The following is an 18,189-nucleotide window of genomic DNA, read 5'->3' on the forward strand; positions in this document are numbered from 1 at the left end:
CGTCAGGTTCGCCTAGAGGGTAACCGGTTGGACGTGGAGGGCGCCCGTGGGGAAAACTGGGTGATCGTGACCAAGACCAGCAGCTTCAGTGCCCCGAAGGGGGTTCCGGATTACGTGCCGCCCGGTTCGGCCGAGTTCGTCGCCGTGCGCGACGGGTTGGTCCATGCCGCCCGACTGGCCGGGTACGGGCACATCGAGCTGCCGATATTCGAGCTGACCGCCCTGTTCGCGCGGGGTGTCGGCGAGTCGACCGACGTGGTCAGCAAGGAGATGTGGACCTTCGCCGACCGCAAGGGGGAGAGCTTCACCCTGCGGCCCGAGGGCACCGCGGGCGTGATGCGGGCGGTGATCGAGCACGGGCTCGACAAGAGCGGTCAGCTGCCGATCAAGCTGTGCTACGCGGGACCGTTCTTCCGGTACGAGCGGCCGCAGGCCGGTCGGTACCGGCAGCTGCAGCAGGTGGGTATCGAGGCGATCGGCGTCGACGATCCGGCGCTCGACGCCGAGGTGATCGCCGTCGCCGACGCCGGTTTCCGGGCGCTCGGCCTGGACGGGTTCCGCCTGGAGATCACCTCCCTCGGCGACGAGACCTGCCGCCCGCAGTACCGGGAGTTGTTGCAGCAGTTCCTGTTCAACCTGCCGTTGGACGAGGAGACCCGCCGCCGCGCCGAGATCAACCCGCTGCGCGTGCTCGACGACAAGCGCCCGGAGGTCCGCGAACTCACCGCCGACGCGCCGCTGATGATCGACCACCTGTCGGAGTCGGCCAAGGCGCACTTCGAGCAGGTGCTCGCCCACCTCGACGCCCTCGGCGTGCCCTACGTGGTGAACCCGCGCATGGTCCGCGGCCTGGACTACTACACCAAGACCACCTTCGAGTTCGTGCACGACCAGCTCGGCGCCCAGTCGGGCATCGGTGGTGGCGGGCGCTACGACGGGCTGATGGCCGAGCTCGGCGGGCAGCCCCTGTCGGGTATCGGCTTCGGTATCGGTGTCGACCGGACCGTGCTCGCGCTGGCGGCCGAGGGCAAGTCGGCCGCCGATCCGGCGCGCTGCCAGGTCTACGGCGTCGCCCTCGGTGACGCGGCCAAGGCGCGGATGGTCACGCTGGCCGGTGAGCTGCGTGGCGCGGGCATCAGCGTCGACCTGGCCTACGGTGGGCGCGGCATGAAGGGCGCGATGAAGGGTGCCGACCGGTCCGGCGCGAAGTTCACGCTGGTCCTGGGCGACCGCGATCTCGAGAACAACGAGATCGGCGTCAAGGAGATGGCCACCGGCGACCAACGCCAGGTGCCGCTCGGCGAGGTCGTCGGGGTTCTGCGAGCGGGCCTCGGCCGCTAGCAGACGACGTGCACGGGGCGCGGTAATCTGACCGCGCCCCACGCCGGGCGGGCCGGCGGCGGTGAGAGGGACTGTGGTGAGCGGGGATTCCGGGCGACCGGCGACGGAACCGATCGGCATCGACCTGGTCGCACCCGAGGTTTTCGCCCCGATGTTGCGCAAACTCTCGCTCGGCGCGTTCGCCGTCGGCGTCGTGGTCATGCTGGTGACCTCGATCTGGTTGAGCTGGGCCTACGCCGTCCTGCTCGGCCTGATCGTCGCGGTCCCCACACTCGCGTACGCGATGGCGTTCAAGCGCAGGCGGATGTGGTTGGACGGCACCATGATCCACGCTCATCGCCTCGTCGGTGAGCGTCGGATCGACCTCGCCGACACCTCGGGTGCGCAACTGCTGGTGTTCCCCGGTCGGCTCAGCCGCATCGTGCTGCGCGTGACGGCGGGCCAGGAAACCCAGCTGGTGCCGCTGGCCATGTACACCGATGCGGGCAGCGGCCGCGAGCTGCACCTGCTCGGCCTGCGCAAACTGGCGGACGCGCTGGCCGCGGCGCCACTGGTGGCCGCGGTCGCCATCTCCGAAGTGCTGGTCGCCCAGTTGCGGGCCGAGGCACGCGACGCCGGGCTCGACGAACGACCGCTGTACCGCGGCGTCCGCCTGGTCCGCGCTCAGGATGCCGTGTCGCCGGTGGTGTTGTCGGATTCGCAAGTGGCCGAACTGGTCTGAGCCCTACGGCTCGAGCAGCGGGGCGACCCGCTCCCAGTAGGTGTGCATGTCCTGTTCCCAGTAACCCCAGGAATGCGTGCCCGCCGGACGGAAGTCGAAGTCGGCGGGGATGCCGAGCGCGGCGAGCCGGTCACGCAGCAGCTTGGTGCACACCACGGTGATCCCGTCGAGCACGCCGCCGATCACCAGCTGATCGATCAGTTTGAGCGGACTGTTCCCGATGCCAGGGCCGTCGAGGGTGTCCAGCGGGCCGGGCATGCCGTTGCCCGTGCTCACATACACCCCCACCCCGCGCAGCCGCTCGGCATTGAGTGCCACGTCGTTGGCGACCCAGGCCGGGTCGGTGGGCGGTCCCCACATGTTCAGCGGATTGCCGCGGCGCGCGGTGACGATCGAGGCGACCATCGCCTGACCTGCCGGATTGCTGGTCTGCACGCACCCGCTGAAGGAGCCGACCATCCGGAAACGTCGCGGGGCTTCCTGTGCCATCCGGAACACCGCCGAGCTGGCCATCGACAGCCCCGCGACGGCGTCGCGGCCGGTGCCGTGGAAGGCGGAGTCGATGATCGGTGGCAGTTCGGTGGTGAGGAAGGTGAGCCATCGGTTGCGTCCGGTGCCGGGGTCGTCGGACTGCCAGTCGGTGTAGAAGGTGCCCGCGCCGCCGATCGGCATCACGACGGTGGCCTGCTTGCCGACGAAGAAGTCCAGGGCATCGGTTTTGGTGAACCAGTTGCTGCCCTCGCGCCAGTCCGGGGTGTCGGTGCCGCCGTCGACACCGTTGATCAGATACAGCGCACCGGCGGGCGCTTCGGGATCGGTCGCCGGAATCACCGCGACGGTGACCGGGCGGTTCATGGCCGCCGAGTGCACCGTCAGGTCGATCACCCGGCCCGGGCCGTTCGCCGCGGCGGCCACCGCGAACGACCCGTTCGGGGCGGGGCGGGCCGCGTCCATGGCCCGGGCGGCCACGAGGTCCGGGGCCGCCTGCGCGGCCACGGCGACGGGGAGACCCGCGGCGGCCAGCACCACCGACAGGACGAGCCTTCGCAGCATCGAATGCAGCACTGTCATCGCTCCGTTCATCGCGCGTGTCTTGTCGTTCCGTCGACGAGGCGCAGCTCTTTGGCGTCTGGCCACAGCGCCGACCAGGCCCGGCTCGGTCCGGTGCACAACCACACCGCTACACCGCGGTTCACACCGGGAAAGCCCAGCGGTTCGTCGAGTCGGGCGAGTGGGACGGTGTGCGCGAAACCGGTGCGCAGACCCGCCTCCGGGCCGTCCACCCCGACGTACAGCACCGTGGTCGCGCTGTCCGGTGGTGCGCCGAAGTAGCCGTAGCCCCGATTGGGGCTGTACACCTCGGGCAGACCGGCCGCGGGGCCGTAGTGCTCGAGTGCCGCTGCCTGCCAATAGTTCTGGGTCACGATCACCAGCCCGGCGCGCTGCTGTGGCGTCAGTTGCTCATAGGTCCGCCGCACCGAGCCGACCAGGTCGTCCCACCCGCTCGGCCCGAACAGCACACTGCGCGAATGGATCTGGGCGTAGTCCTCGGTGGCCGTCCGCAGCGCCGATTCCGGTCGGGGCAGGGCGAGCACGAGTGCGACACAGATGGTCGTCGCCAGCCCGGCGACCGCACCGCCGAACACCAGTTCCCGGCGTGACAGCCCCCGGTCCGCCAGATATACCGCGCCCGCGGCGAAGAGACCGGGAAAGGCCCCGGCCACGAAGTAGGGCCGCAGACCCGCGAGCACCACCCCGCTCAGCCCGATCACGATCATCGGGATCAGAAACCGATACGGCCGGAATCGTGGCGAGCGCAGCCCCGTCCACATCCCCGCGAGCAGCAGCAACCCACCCGCCCCGGTGACCTGGATCATCGTCCAGGGCGCCGCGAGCACGTCGGCGGTGGCGAGCTGTTCGTCGCGCACGACCGCGCCCATGGCCAGCTGCGGCCAGCCGTTGCCGTACTGCCACCACAGAATCGGCACCGCCGAGCCGACCAACAGCGCCGAGCCGACCCAGTACGCGGGCCGCCGCAACATCTCGCGCGGACCGAACATCGCGACACCGAACGCGAGCACCGCCCAGATGATCGGAATCAGCCACTTCACCTGGAAGTCGAGCGCGGCCACGGCCCCCGCCGCGATCAACAGCCCGTCCGCGCGCGTGCGCACCCACCGGATCAGCAGCCACGCGAGCACCGCCGTGAGCGTGATGTCGAGGGCGAAGGTGCTCAGCATCGCCGACTGCATCACCGCCATCGGGGTGGTCGCGTAGGCCAGCGCGGCAACGGTCTGGGGGAGCCGTCCGCCACCGAACTCCCGGACCATCACCGCACTGAGGACGACGGCGGCCACCGTGAACAGCAACGCGGGCAAGCGCAATGCCACGACCGAACCCGGCGCCAGCTGATCCGACAGTGCGGCCAGCAACGGAACCAGCGGCCCCTGATCGGCATAACTCACCGACGGATGCCGCCCGGCCGCAAGGAAATACAGCTCGTCACCGCCGATGCCGTAGCGGTCGAGACGGATCAGGAACAGGGTCCCCGCCACGGCCGCGACCACCGACACCTCCCGCCAGGCGAAGGCAGGCAGTGCGCCGACGGTCGGCGCGGGTGCGTCGAGGCTGCGGAGGTTCATGTCAGTCCCGTTCGCGGACGACAACCGGTGCGGGAACGGATGTGGCGGAATCGGATTCGGGTAGGGGTCGGTGCCGGGTCAACCAGCGCGGCGCCCACCAACAGGCGTCACCGAGCAACCGCATGGACGCGGGTACCAGCACCAACCGCAGCACGGTCGCGTCGATCAGCAGCGCGGTGACCATCCCGAAGGCGATGTACTGCATCATCAGCAGTTCCGACAGCGCGAACGCGCCGGTCACCACCAGCAGGATCAGCGCGGCGGCGGTGATGATCCGCCCGGTTCCGGCGACCCCGGCCCGCACCGCCTCGGTGGTGGACGCGCCCGCCGCCCTGGCCTCGACGATGCGCGAGAGCAGGAACACCTCGTAATCGGTGGACAGGCCGTAGATCACCGACACGATGATCACCAGAACCAGCGCCATGACGGGTTGTGGCGTGAAACCGAACACCCCCGCACCGTGACCCTCGATGAACACCCAGGTGAGGACACCGAGGGTGGCACCGAGCCCGAGCAGGTTCAGCGCCGCGGCCTTCAACGGCAACACCACCGAGCCGAAAGTCAGCGCCAGCAGCAGCGTGCTGGCCAGGAAGACGAACGCGATCATCAGCGGCATCCGCGTCACCAGCGCGTCGATGCTGTCTTTCTCGACGGCGGGCTGACCACCGACCAGCAGCGTGGTGCCCGGCGGCAGCGGCATCGACCGCAGGTACTCGATCGTCGCCTCGGCGTCGGCGGCTTCGGCCAGCACGGTGCCGGTGGTGAGCACCTGGGGCTGGAACGGTGACCGCATCGGTTCGGCGAACGGCGCGGCCAGGCCGGGGGCCCGGTTCGCGTCGGCGCGCACGACATCGGCGGTTCCGGGATCGAAGGTGACGATGACCAGGTCGATCGGGTCGATCTGGCGCAGTGGGAACGATTCGTCGAAATGCTGCTGGGCCAGCCGGGTGGGATGGGTCGGTGGCAGGAACTTCTCGTTGATGGATCCGAAGGCCAGGTGCTGGATCGGGAAGATCAGCACCAGCAGGCCGAGACAGACCGGAACCGCCACCGCGAGCGGGCGCCTCATCACCGCGGCGGCCAGCCTGCCCCAGGCGTTGCCGGGGTCGCGGGCGACCGGCTTGCGGAACCAGTCGACACCGAACCGGTCGACCCGCCTGCCGAGCACGGCGAGCATCGCGGGCAGCAGCGAGATGGAGGTCAGCGCGGCCAGCGTGATGGTGATCATCGCGCCGTAGGCGAACGAGCGGAGCAGGCCCTGGGGGAACACCAGAATGCCCGCCGCCGCGACCACCACGATCAGCGCCGAGAACAGCACCGTGCGTCCCGCGGTGGACACACTGTTGCGCACCGCGTCCTCCACCGACCGGCCCTCGGCCAGTTCCTCCCGGAACCGGCTGAGCACGAACAGCCCGTAGTCGATGGCCAGTCCGAGCCCGATCATCGAGACCACCGGCGACACAAAGGAATTCACCTCGGTCACCGTGGTGAGCAGGCGCAGCAGACCCCAGGCGCCGAGCATGGTCAGCCCGCCGACGATCAGCGGCAGCGCGGCGGCGACCACACCACCGAACACGAAGAACAGCAGCACCGCCACGACGGGCACGGCGAACAGCTCCACCCGCCGCTGGTCTTCGACCATCGTGTCGTTCAACGCCGCGGCGACCGGCTGCCCGCCCGCCACCTCCATCCGGACCCCGGGAATCGTGAGCTCGTCGGCGATCTCCCGATAGTTGCGGCCCTGCTCGGTGGGGTTCAGGCCCTTGATCGCGATCGAGGCGAAGGCCTTGTCGCGCGCCGGCGAGCCGAACACCTCGGGCAACGCCATCCCGGTATCGGTCGGCCAGTACGCGCCGTTGACCCGGTCGATCCGGTCGGGGAACCGCTGCGGCAGGTCGTTGAGCCCCGCCACGACGGTGGCGGCGAAGGCGGGGTCGTCGATGGTCGTGCCGTCCGGTGCGCGGAACACCAGCAGCAGATCCGAGCTGTGATCGCGCCCGAAGGCGTTGTCGCGCACGTGCGCCGCGCGCACCGCCTCCGACGAAGGATCGTCGAAGCCGCTCGAGCTCAGGTCGGCGCCGAGGCCGAGACCGTAGGCTCCCAGCGCCAGCAATCCCGCGACCACCGTCACGATGACGGCGTACCTGCGCCGCACGACGGTATCGCCCCACTGCCTCAATTCGGCGTACACATCCGGCTCCCAACGACATTTCTCGATGGCGTCGAACTTGTCATTGTCGAGCGACTTTTCGGTCGTGAAACATCGATATTGCGGTCGGTCACAATCGATCCCGGAATTTCGCTGTGAGCCGTGACCTCGCCTGCTGGGGCAGATCACAGGAGTACGCGCGAGTGTCAGTCAGAAATGTCAGACGTCGGTTATCGAACGATCGGCGCGGTGCCGGGCTTCTACGTTGACATCAAACGGTCAGTTGCCACAGACCGGTCGAAACCGGAGGAAATTGCGTGTCGGATATTGCCATTGTCGGAATCGGTTGCCGGTTCGCGGGCGGAATCGATTCGCCGGAATCGTTCTGGGACTTCGTCGTCGACAAGCGTGACGGTGTGGTGGAGATGCCTGCCGATCGCTGGGACTGGCGCCGCTACTACGACCCCGAGCCACGCACGCCGGGGCGCAGCTACACCAAGCACGGCGCCTTCATGACCATCGATCCCTGGCAGTTCGATCCCGACTTCTTCGGGATCTCCCCGCGCGAGGCCACCGTGCTCGACCCGCAGCAGCGGTTGATGCTCGAGGTGACCTGGGAGGCGCTCGACGACGCGGGCATCGCCGGGCAGGTCGCCGGCGAGCGGGTCGGCGTGTACGTCGGCGGCTTCGTGGTCGACCAGTCGGTGATCGGCGTGGTCGGACCGGCGCTGTTCCACACCGACATGCACACCCCGGCCAGTGCCTCCTACACGATGCTGTCCAACCGCATCGCCTACGCGCTGAACCTGGTCGGCCCGGCGATCACGGTCGACACCGCGTGCTCGTCGTCGCTGGTCGCGCTGCACCTGGCCTGCCAGGCGCTCGACAACGACGACTGCCGGGTCGCCGTGGCGGGCGGGGTCAACGTGATGTTGCAGCCCGAGACCTTCGTCCTGATGTGCAAGGGCGGCTTCCTGGCCGCCGACGGCCGGTGCAAGTCCTTCGACGCCACCGCCGACGGCTACGGCCGAGGGGAGGGCGCGGGCATGGTGGTGCTCAAGAAGCTCGACGACGCCGTGCGCGACGGTGACCGCGTGTACGCGGTCATCAAGGCGACGGGCTCGAATCAGGACGGGCGGACCACCGCGATCACCGTGCCCAATGTCGACTCCCAGGAGGCGCTGGCGCGCACCGTGTGCGAGCGCTCGGGCATCGCCCCCGACCGGATCACCTATCTGGAGGCGCACGGCACCGGAACCCTCGTCGGCGACCCGGTCGAATTGCGTGCGCTGGGAAGGGTTTTCGGCGCACCTTCGGGCCGCTCGGGCACCATCGGTGTCGGTTCGGTGAAGGCGACGATCGGCCACACCGAGGCCGCCGCGGGCGTGGCCAGCGTGATCAAAGCGGCGCTGGCCCTTCGCCATCGCACGCTGCCGCCGCAGGGCTGGCTCGAGAACCCCAACCCCGACATCCCCTTCGACGAACTCGGCCTGCACGTACAGACCGAGGCACAGCCCCTGCCCGCCGACGGGGAACCGATGTCCGTGGCGGTCAACGGTTTCGGTTACGGCGGCACCAACGCGCACGCCATCCTGCAGGAGTTCCGCGCCCCGGCGCAGGCGCAGGCCGAACCGCCACGGCACCTCGGCATTCTGCCCATCTCGGCGCGCAGCACCGGCGCGGCGCGAGCCTTGGCCGGCCGGTTCGCCGACCTCATCACCTCGGGTGCCGACCCGCAGCGGCTGGCCGAGGCGGCCTGGACCCGCATGGCACAGCACCCCTTCCGCACCGGAGTGCTGCTCGACGGCGACACCGGCGAGCTGGTTCGCGAACTGCACGAATACGCCGCGGGCGGCGGCCGCGACGCGACCCGCACGGTGTCCTCGGCCGCCGCCGAACCGGTGTTCGTGTTCTCCGGCATGGGACCGCAGCACTGGAAGATGGCCCGCGAACTGCTCGCCGCCGGTGGTGTGTTCGCCGAAACCGCCCGCGAGATCGACGCCGAGTTCCGGGCACTGTCCGGATGGTCGATCATCGAGGAGCTGAACCGGCCCGAGGACGAGTCGCGCGTCACCCGCACCGAGGTCGCCCAGCCCGCGAACTTCCTCGTGCAGGTCGGTCTGGTGCGTGAGCTGGCCGAATACGGCATCACCCCGGCCGCCATCGTCGGACACAGTGTGGGCGAGGTGTCGGCGGCCTACGTCAGCGGCATGCTCTCGCTGAAAGACGCGGTGCGGGTGGCCTATCACCGCGCCCGTCTGCAGGCCACCACCGCGGGCACCGGCGGCATGCTGGCGGTCGGGATGAGCACCGACCAGGTGACCGCGCTGATCGGCGACGACCCGAGCGTCGACATCGCCGCGATCAACAGCCCCACCTCGCTCACCCTGTCCGGCGATGTCGACCGCCTCGACGAGATCGCCGAGAAACTCACCGAGGACGGGATCTTCGCCCGCAGGCTGCGGGTGGAGGTGCCCTACCACAGCCGCCTGATGGACTCGATCCACGACGAACTGTGCGAGGTACTCGCCGACCTGGCCCCGCAGGCGCCCACCGTGCCGCTGTACTCGTCGGTGACCGGCGAACTCGTCACCGAGGGCGCCTGGGACGCCGAGTACTGGTGGTCCAATGTCCGTGAGCCCGTGCGGTTCCACGCCGCGATCGGCACACTGCTCGCCGCGGGCAACCGGGTGTTCCTCGAGGTGGGCCCGCACCCGGTGCTGTCGGGCAATATCCGCGAGGCCATGGTCGACGCGGACGTCAACGGCACCACGGTACCGACCCTCGACCGCGAACAGTCCGACTCGCACAGCCTCCGGCGCACCCTCATCGGCCTGCACGCGGCCGGTGTCCTCGACCGCGAACGGCTGTTCCCGGCTGTTCCGACCGCGCACGTGCCGCTGCCGCGCTACCCGTGGCAGCGCACCCGCCTGCACTCGGCGCTGCCGCTGTTCGAACAGGCCCGCCTCGGCACGCCCGGCACGTACGCCATGCTCGGCGATCCCGACGTGGAGGGCCGCCCCGAATGGCTGCTCCAGGTCGGCACCCAGTTGCTGCCCTGGCTGGCCGACCACGTGGTCAACGGCGTCAAGATCATGCCGGGCGCGGCCTATCTCGATGCCGCGCTCAGTGCCACCGCGCAGCGGATCGGCAGCAAGCAGGTCGCGCTCGAAGGGGTCCGGTTCGTCGCGCCGCTCGTCATGGGCGCCCCCGATGTGCCGCTGGTCGCGATGAGTGTGGAGGAGGCCAGCGGCCGGTTCCTGATCCGCTCCCGCAGCGCCACCGGAACGGCCTGGACGGTGCACTCGACCGGGCGCACCCTGACCGGCGCGCACGAACAGACCGAGGTCGAACTGCCTTCGATCGACGTCGGCGTCGATGTCGACCCGGCCATGTTCTACGCGGGACTCGCCTCGGCGGGGCTGCAGTACGGTCCGTCCTTCCAGCGGGTGACCTCGGTGCGCGTCGGCCGCGATATCGTGCTGGCCACCGTCGACGGCAGCATCGCCGCCGACTCGGGGCACCTGGCGCATCCGGCCGTGGTCGATGCCGCCATGCAGTGTGCGGCCATGCTGTTCACCGACGAACGGATCAACGAGGGCGTCATGGTGCCCGTCGGAGTGACGGCGGTACGCCTGCTCGCGGACCTGCCCGCGCGGATCACCGTCATCGCCCGCCGCGACCCGAAGGCCCGGCTGCGTGCCGATGTCGACCTGCTCGATCAGGACCGGAAGCTGGTGGCGCGCTTGACCGGACTGCAGATCGGCGCGCTCAAACCCGGCGACGACCCACTGCACCGGATGGCCGACTTCTACTACACCGAGACCCTCGAGGAACGCGAGGCGCTCGACCCGGCGGCGCTGGCCGAAGCCGGATCGGTGTCGACGGTGATCGTCGGCCTCGGCGAGAGCCCGCGCACCGCGCGACTCGCCGCGGCCATCCCCGATTCGCACGTGTATGTCGTCGATCCGGCGAGCGAGCAGCTCGAAGCGGATCTGGTCGCGCTCCTGACCGCCGCCAAGGCCGAGGACAAGCAGCGCGTGCACGTCTGCGTCGTGGCCGGTGCGGGCACCGACGATGTCGCCGACCTGTGGACGCTCAAGCGCATCGCGGTCGCGATCTCGGAATACGTCACCCCCACCGTCGAAGGCGCCGCACCGCAGATCCATTTCGGCGACGGCACCGTCCACGCCACCTTGGTCACCGAATCCGCCTTCGCCACGCCCGGTAGCGACGTCGCGCCCGACCCGAGACAGGCCGCGTTCGCCGGTGCGCGACGCGTGCTGCTCAATGAGCAGACCCCGCTGCGCTGGCGCCTGATCGACACCGAACCGGGCACGCCGATCGCCGATCTGGTCACCGAACTCGGTGTGCCGGGGGCGTTCTCGCTCGACAACAGCGACGAGGTACTGCTGCGTGGCGGAGTCCGTCTCGCCCCGGTGGTGACCAAACCGCTGCCCGAGCGCATCGAGGAACTCGAGACAGCGCACCCGCTCACCGACCCGGAGGCCAACTTCGAACTGGACATGCCGCGCACCCGCCTGCTGTCGCAGGTGGCCTGGCGGCAGTGCCCACGCGTGGCTCCGGGTACCGGGGAGATCGAGGTCGCGATGGCGGTGATCGGGTTGAACTACAAGGACCCGCTCAAGATCATCGGTCTGCTCGGTGAGCGTGAACTCGCCCCGACCTATTTCGGCACCGTGCCCGGTATGGAGGGCATGGGTACCGTCGTGCGCGTCGGTGCGGGTGTCACCGATGTGGCGGTGGGCGACAAGGTCGCGGTGGCCTCCAAGGGCATGATGCGCCGGTTCGCCACGGTCGACCGGGAACTGGCCGTGGTGGTTCCCCCCGACACCGATCCCGCCTACTGCACCAGCACCATCGCCTTCGGCACGGCCGAATACGCCCTGCACGACCTGGCCAGGCTGGAGCCGGGGGAGACGGTGCTCATCCACGGCGCCGCGGGCGGTGTCGGCACCGCGGCCATCCAGGTGGCCAAGTCGATCGGCGCCCGCATCATCGGCACGGCGAGCTCGCCCGAGCGCCGTGAGCACGTGCTGGCGATGGGTGCCGACTTCGCGGTGAACTCGCGCTCGCTCAACTTCGTCGACGACGTGCTCGCCTTGACCGGCGGCGCGGGCGCCGACGTGATCATCAGCAGTGCCCCCGGCGAGATCCTGCGCCAGAACTTCAACGCCGCCGCCGAATTCGGCCGCATCGTCGAGGTCGGCAAGGCCGACATCTACACCGGTGGGCTGCTGGAACTGGCCAACTTCGACAAGAACCTCGCCTACTACTCGATGGACCTGGACCGCCTGGTCGCGGTGCGCCCGCAACGCCTGTCGCGGCTGCTGCAGCGGGTGTTCGAGAAGGTCACCGAGGGCGTGTACACCCCGCTGCCGTACCAGCTGTTCGAGACGCACGAAGTGAGCCAGGCCTTCGAGGAGACGCTGCGATCCTCGCGAGTCGGTCGCGTCGCGCTGCGCATGGACGACCCGCAACCACCTGTGCGCCCCTACCTGCCGCCCCTCGAAATCGACGGGGACGCCGGCTATCTCATCACCGGCGGGTTCGGTGGGTTCGGGATGGCGATCGGCCGGTGGCTGGCCATGCGCGGCGCGCGCCGCCTCGTGCTGGTCGGGCGTAGTGGTGCGAGCACCGACACCGCCAAGCGTCAGCTCGAGGTGTGGCGTTCGATCGGCATCGAGGTGGTGGAGGAACTCGCCGACGTCACCGACGCGGCCGCCGTCGCGGCGATCATCGCCCGCGCGCACAGCGACGAGCACCCGTTGCGCGGGGTGTTCCACGCGGCGGGAGCGGTGGCCGACAACCGGTTGGCCAAGATGGAACTGGCCGAACTCGACCGCGTCTACCGGCCCAAAGTCCAAGGCGCGCAGGTGATCCACCAGGCGGTCGCCGACGCGGGCATCACCCTGGACATGTTCGTGCTGTGCTCCTCGGGCGGTTCCATGTACGGGATCTACGGCCAGTACAACTACTGCGCCGCCAATGTGGCGGTGGAAACCCTGGCCCGGCGCTGGGCGGCGGCGGGGGAGCGGGCCCTGTGCATCGGCTGGGGCCACCTGTCCGGCGCCTCGGGCGGCATGGCGTCGGACGAGACCGCCGAAAAGTACCTGGACCTGGTCGGTTTCGGCCCGATCGACATGGCCGACGCCACCGCCTACCTCGAACAGACCTTGCGTCTGGGCGCGACCAACGCCGCGATCATCCCCACCGACTGGGTGAAGCTGACCGGCACCTTCCCCCAGCTCATCCGCACCGGCCGCACCGCCGGACTCGCGAAGTCCTCCGCCAAGGACACCTCCGAATTGGCCAGGCTGCGAGCCGAACTGGCCGCGATGGAGGAGGCCAAGCGTGGGCCCGCGATCGCCAGGAAGATGGCCGAGGAACTCGCGGTCGTCATGGGCGTGCCCGTGGAGTCGATCGACATGACCGTGCCGGTGCCCGAACTCGGGCTGGACTCGCTGATGGCGGTCGAGCTGGGCGCGCGCGTCACCAAGACGCTCGGCATCGACCTGATGTCGATGCAGATGGGCCGCTCGTTCAGCCTGGAACAGGCCGGACCGAAGGTCGCCGAGTTGATCCTGGCCTCGGAACCCGCCGCCACACCGCCACTTCCGGAGGTCGTGCCGGTACCAGGGGAGGACACCGCACCGACCGAGGTGCCGGAGCAGTGGACCGTCGACCGCGCCTCCGAGGTCTCGATGGCGGGATCGCACTGATGGTCGAGTTCGGTCTGATCGATGAGTGGCGGCCCGCGCCGGGACGGCTCGTGACCTGGTTCGCCTCGGCGGACTCGGTCGCGCGCGCGGCGCGGGCCCCGGCCCACCCGGCGCCGCCGTCGCTGCAACAGGAACAGTATCTGCGCCTGGCCGCCCGGCACGCGGGCGCGGACTTCCGTTTCTCGGGCCTGTGCCTGGTGACCGCGCGAATTCCCACCACCGAACTGGATCGCGACGCCATCACCCGGGCCATCCACAAGTTCCTGCTGCGCCACGACACGTTCCGCACCTGGTTCGCCGTCGAACCGGGTGGCACGGTGCGCCGCCACCTCGTTCCCGAGGCCGATGTGGAGTTCCTCCCGGTCGACTACGGCTACATCGACGACGCCGAGGCGATCTGCCGGCACGTCGAGAAGACCACACCCGGTCCGTTCCAATGGGATTGCTTCACCTTCGGCGCCATCGAGCACGAGGACTCGACCACCGTCTACCTGGCCGTGGACCACCTGCACACCGACGGTCTCGGCCAGTACCTCTCGGCCGCCGACTTCGCCCAGCTCTACGCCGCCGAACTGTGGCCCGACGCCGAACCGCTCGCCCGCGCGGCGAGCTACCTGGACTACTGCCGCAACGAACGGTTCCTCAGCGATCAGCAGACATTGGCCTCGGCCGGGGTGAAGAAGTGGCTGGCGTTGTTGCGCGGCAACGACAACCGGCTGCCGAGCTTCCCGCTCGACCTCGGCGAGAAGACCGACGGATACCACCGCAGCGCCCACCGCAGCATCGTGCTGCTCGACGAGGACCAGGGTGAGCGCTTCGAGGAGGTCTGCCGGGCCAACAGCGCCGATTTCGCCGGCGGCGTGTTCGCCGCGGCCGCGCTGGCCGAACGCGAACTGGTCGGGTCGGACTACTACTTCGGCATGACCCCGGTGAGCACCAGAACCTCGGCGGCGGAGAACAATTCGGTCGGCTGGTATGTGACGCTGGTTCCGGTCGCCTTCCCGCTCCCACAACGGCTGACGATCGGGCGCGCGATCAGGACCGCCCAGCGCGCCTACGACAGCGGACTCCTGTTGGCGCCCACGTCGTTTCATCGCGTCCTCGAACTGCTGCCCGCCGATTCGGAGATCAAGGCCGAACCCGGCTGGGTGACCCCGATGATCTCCTTCATCGACGCCAGGGACTTCCTCGGCAACGAGCTGTTCGACAGCCTGCACGCCGGTGTGTTCGCCAACCGCGCCGCATCGGAGGAAGCGCTGATCTGGATCAACCGGTTGCCGGGACAGACCTCGCTGAGCGTCATCTTCCCCGACACCGCGATCGCCCAGGAGAACGTGAGCCGCTACCTCGACACCATGAAGTCCGTGTTCGGAGCCATCATCGACAGCGCCGCGGAGATCCCGTGATCCGAGAAGAATTCGTCCCCTCCATCTTCCGTGACCCGTTCATCCCCGACGGCGAGAAGTCGACCTATCACGTCGGCATCACCGGTCAGCCCGGCGGGATGGAGGTATCCCAGGTGGTCGTGCACAACCGGGGCGGCTACCACACGACGCTGGAGGTCGGCCCCGCTCAGCGGCATCGTGACGGGCGCGAGCCGGTGATGACGATCGAGCAGCGCATCGGCCGCATCGATGGGCGCCTGCACGCGGAAACCTATCGCGCGCAGACCTTCTCGGGATCGACGCTGGTGTCGCGGGAGGAGGCGAACTTCGTCGACACCGTGCATCTGCAACCCGGTGGCCTGCCCGCGCCCTACCCGGCGAACGTGATGCCGATCGCCGCCGGGCTCACCCTGCTGCGCGGTCTGGAATTCGCCGAAGGGCTGATGGAGACCGTCGATGTGTGGCTGGCGTTCTCGGTGCACTGGCCACTGCTCGTGCGGGTGGAGAAACAGGTGGTGCTCACCGGGCCCGCCGGGGTGTTCTCCTGCTGGCAGGTGCGGTTGCGGCCGGGCTTCGAGCACGTGAACGGGATGCTCGACAAGATGGTCGGGTCCGTGGTGCCGCCGTTCCTCGCCCATTTCGAGGTGGCGGCGCCACACCGGCTGGTGCAGCTGAGTTTCCCGACGCAGATGTCGATGTCGGCTCCGCGCGCGACGATGGAGTTGGTGTCGTGACCGTCACCGAACAGTCGCGAACGCCGGAGCTCGGTGCCTGGCTGGCGTTCGGTGCCTGTCTGATCGCGGTGTTCATGCAGATGATCGACGTGACGATCGTGAACACCGCGCTGCCGAACCTGACCGCCGACCTCGGCGCGTCGCGTTCGGCGCAGCTGCTGGTGATCTCCGGGTACGCGCTGGCCTTCGCCTGCACCCTGCTCACCGCCGCCCGGATCGGTGCGATGGTCGGGCGGCGCACGATGTTCCTGGTGTCGGTCGCGGCCTTCACCGCGGCATCGGTCTGGTGCGGGTCGGCCGACGGTGCGACGGAATTGGTGATCGCACGAGTGGTGCAAGGCGCGGCCGGGGCGGGGATGGCCGCGCAGACCATCGCGATTCTCACCGCTGGATTCCCGCGCGAACGCCACCCGCTGGTCTTCGCGCTGTACGGGGGCGTCGCGGGATTCGCCGGGATGCTCGGTCCGATCGTCGGCGGTGTCCTGCTCACCCTCGACATCGGTGGCTGGGGCTGGCGGTCGGTGTTTCTGATCAACCTGCCGATCGGGCTGTTCGCGTTCGCGCTGGCCTGGAAGTTCCTGGACCGCAACAGACCCGAAGGGCGACACCGCCTCGACCTGGTCGGTGCCGGATTGTCCGGGCTCGGGCTGTTCGCCCTGATCGCGGGCATGGCGCAGATCCAGCAGCACGGCTGGCGCCTCGACCTGGTCGCGGTCGTCGGTGCCGGCCTGGCCCTCACGGCGGTGTTCCTCGCCCAGCAACGTCGACGGACCGCACGCGGTGCGTCACCACTCGTGCACCTGGAACTGTTCGGCAACAACGGTTTTCGGGTCGGCTCGGTGTTGGTCGGCGCCTTCTTCGGGCTGTTCACGGCGTTCGTGTTCGCCGCATCGATCACGATGCAGGACGTGCTCGGTTACTCGCCGCTGCTCACCGGCATGGTGATGACCCTGTTCGCCCTCGGTGCCGGTGCGGGTGCCATCGGTTCGCTGATCCTGGTGCCGCGCTTCGACATCTGGGCGCTCGCGGGTGGGATAGCGCTGTTCGGTGGATGCATCGGCGCGGGTGGGGTGTACCTGTACCTGGTCGACGGCGTGGCCAGTGCGCTGCTGTGCGCGGGACCGGTGTTCGCGGCCGGTTTCGGTGTGGGGGTGTTCGGCGTGCAGCTGCAACCGATGATGCTGTCGGGGTTGGACGCCGACCGGATGGCCGAGGCGTCCGGGGTGCTGCCGACCATCGAACAGGTCGGCAACGCGGTCGGATTGGCGGTGTTGACCACGGTGTTCTTCAGCTCACACAGCCTCGGCGGCGCCGTCATGATGATGGGTGCCATCTGCGGTGTCGCTTTGCTTCTCGCCGCGCTGACCTTGGCGATGCCGGGGCGAGAGCAGCGCGAGGCAGCCGCTGCCAGTGTTTCTCGCGAGGAGGTGCTCGACGGCGCCTGAACTCACGCCGCACGCTCAGCCGAACAAGGCGAGTTGCGGGTTCGTCGGCGCGGGCGCGACGGTCGGCGGAGTCGTCGGGCCCTGCTCGCGGCGGAGACCGTGAGCGGTGAGCAGGGGATTCACTCGGTCGCGCAACCAGTCGCGGTAGGTGGGGGTGACATTGGCGCCCCGGTTGTAGAGCTGGCGGTAGCGACGCATCAGGGCGGGGTGTTCGGTGTCGAGCCAGGCCAGGAACCAATCGCGGGTGGGGCCACGCAGGTGCATGGGGAAGGCCATGGCGCTGGTGGCGCCCGCGTCGGCGATCGCGGCGAACAGGGCGTCGAGGTGGGCGCGGCTGTCGGTGAGGCACGGAATGATCGGGGCCGCCATCACATGCACGGAGAAGCCCGCGTCGGCCAGCGCGCGCACCAGGTCCAGGCGGGCACGGGGCTCCGGGGTGCCCGGTTCGAGATTGTGATGCAGGTCGGGATCGAGAATCGCGATCGACACCGCCACACTCACCTCCACCCGCCGCGCCGCCTCGGTGAGCAGCGGCAGATCCCGGCGCAGCAGCGGACCCTTGGTGAGAATCGAGAACGGCGTCCCGGAATCGGTGAGCGCGCGAATGATCCCCGGCATCAACCGGTATCGCCCCTCGGCCCGCTGATACGGATCGGTATTGGTACCGAGCGCCACCGCCTCGCGCTGCCACGACCGGCGACCCAATTCCCGCCGCAACACCGCCGCCACATTGGTTTTCACCACGATCTCGGAATCGAAATCACGCCCGGCGTCCAACCCGAGATATTCGTGACTGCCGCGCGCGAAACAGTACCGGCACGCATGCGAACACCCGCGCATCGGATTGATAGTCCACCGGAACGGCAACGCGCTGCTCTCGGGCATCTTGTTCAGCGCGCTCTTGCACAACACCTCGTGAAAGGTGATGCCGTCGAACTCGGGCGTGCGGACGGTGCGAACGAGCCCCGCCCGGCTCAAACCGGGCAGGGCACCGTCATCGGCATCGAGGGTTTGGGACTGCCACCGCAC

10 protein-coding genes are annotated in these 18,189 nt (G+C 69.2%); 6 read left to right on the forward strand and 4 right to left on the reverse strand.

Going from position 1 to position 18,189, the window contains the following annotated elements:
• The first annotated feature begins 66 nt into the window (after positions 1 to 66).
• Together hisS and AB0I19_RS07885 are read left to right on the forward strand one after the other, a co-directional pair.
• Complete coding sequence (gene hisS / locus AB0I19_RS07880; RefSeq protein WP_357145902.1) at positions 67 to 1,341, forward strand: histidine--tRNA ligase; 1,275 nt, start codon at positions 67 to 69, stop codon at positions 1,339 to 1,341.
• A gap of 76 nt (positions 1,342 to 1,417) precedes the next feature.
• The gene (locus AB0I19_RS07885; RefSeq protein WP_357145905.1) at positions 1,418 to 2,062 is read left to right on the forward strand and encodes a hypothetical protein; all 645 of its coding nucleotides are present in this window, start codon (positions 1,418 to 1,420) and stop codon (positions 2,060 to 2,062) included.
• 3 nt (positions 2,063 to 2,065) lie between these two features.
• Here the strand turns inward: AB0I19_RS07885 and AB0I19_RS07890 are convergent, their stop codons facing one another.
• The 3 genes from AB0I19_RS07890 to AB0I19_RS07900 are packed head-to-tail and all read right to left on the reverse strand — an operon-like array spanning position 2,066 to position 6,895.
• Positions 2,066 to 3,133: an alpha/beta hydrolase family protein gene (locus tag AB0I19_RS07890; protein ID WP_357145908.1), complete on the reverse strand. Its 1,068-nt coding sequence runs from the start codon at positions 3,131 to 3,133 to the stop codon at positions 2,066 to 2,068.
• An 8-nt stretch (positions 3,134 to 3,141) separates the two neighbouring features.
• A complete protein-coding gene (locus tag AB0I19_RS07895; protein ID WP_357145911.1) occupies positions 3,142 to 4,704 on the reverse strand; it encodes a glycosyltransferase family 39 protein in 1,563 nt (520 codons plus the stop codon).
• Position 4,705: 1 nt separating this feature from the next.
• The gene (locus AB0I19_RS07900; RefSeq protein WP_357145914.1) at positions 4,706 to 6,895 is read right to left on the reverse strand and encodes an MMPL family transporter; all 2,190 of its coding nucleotides are present in this window, start codon (positions 6,893 to 6,895) and stop codon (positions 4,706 to 4,708) included.
• A 275-nt stretch (positions 6,896 to 7,170) separates the two neighbouring features.
• Between AB0I19_RS07900 and AB0I19_RS07905 the strand changes: the two genes are divergently transcribed.
• From AB0I19_RS07905 to AB0I19_RS07920, 4 genes are read left to right on the forward strand one after another with little or no spacing between them, the layout of a single operon-like run.
• Complete coding sequence (locus AB0I19_RS07905) at positions 7,171 to 13,596, forward strand: SDR family NAD(P)-dependent oxidoreductase (RefSeq protein WP_357145917.1); 6,426 nt, start codon at positions 7,171 to 7,173, stop codon at positions 13,594 to 13,596.
• A complete protein-coding gene (locus AB0I19_RS07910) occupies positions 13,596 to 15,002 on the forward strand; it encodes a condensation domain-containing protein (RefSeq protein WP_357145920.1) in 1,407 nt (468 codons plus the stop codon). Before AB0I19_RS07905 ends, AB0I19_RS07910 begins: the two co-directional genes overlap by 1 nt.
• Positions 14,999 to 15,715 carry a hypothetical protein gene (locus AB0I19_RS07915; RefSeq protein WP_243749685.1) on the forward strand — a complete coding sequence of 239 codons (717 nt, stop codon included), beginning with the start codon at positions 14,999 to 15,001 and terminating at the stop codon, positions 15,713 to 15,715. Before AB0I19_RS07910 ends, AB0I19_RS07915 begins: the two co-directional genes overlap by 4 nt.
• Positions 15,712 to 17,160, forward strand: a complete 1,449-nt coding sequence (locus AB0I19_RS07920) for an MFS transporter (protein WP_357145923.1) — start codon at positions 15,712 to 15,714, stop codon at positions 17,158 to 17,160. Before AB0I19_RS07915 ends, AB0I19_RS07920 begins: the two co-directional genes overlap by 4 nt.
• Before the next feature lie 15 nt (positions 17,161 to 17,175).
• On the opposite strand, the gene AB0I19_RS07925 is transcribed toward AB0I19_RS07920, so the two are convergent.
• A complete protein-coding gene (locus AB0I19_RS07925) occupies positions 17,176 to 18,189 on the reverse strand; it encodes an Rv2578c family radical SAM protein (protein ID WP_357145925.1) in 1,014 nt (337 codons plus the stop codon).

Origin of the sequence: Nocardia sp. NPDC050413, from assembly GCF_040655475.1 — a bacterium.
GTDB classification, from domain to species: Bacteria; Actinomycetota; Actinomycetes; order Mycobacteriales; family Mycobacteriaceae; genus Nocardia; species Nocardia coubleae.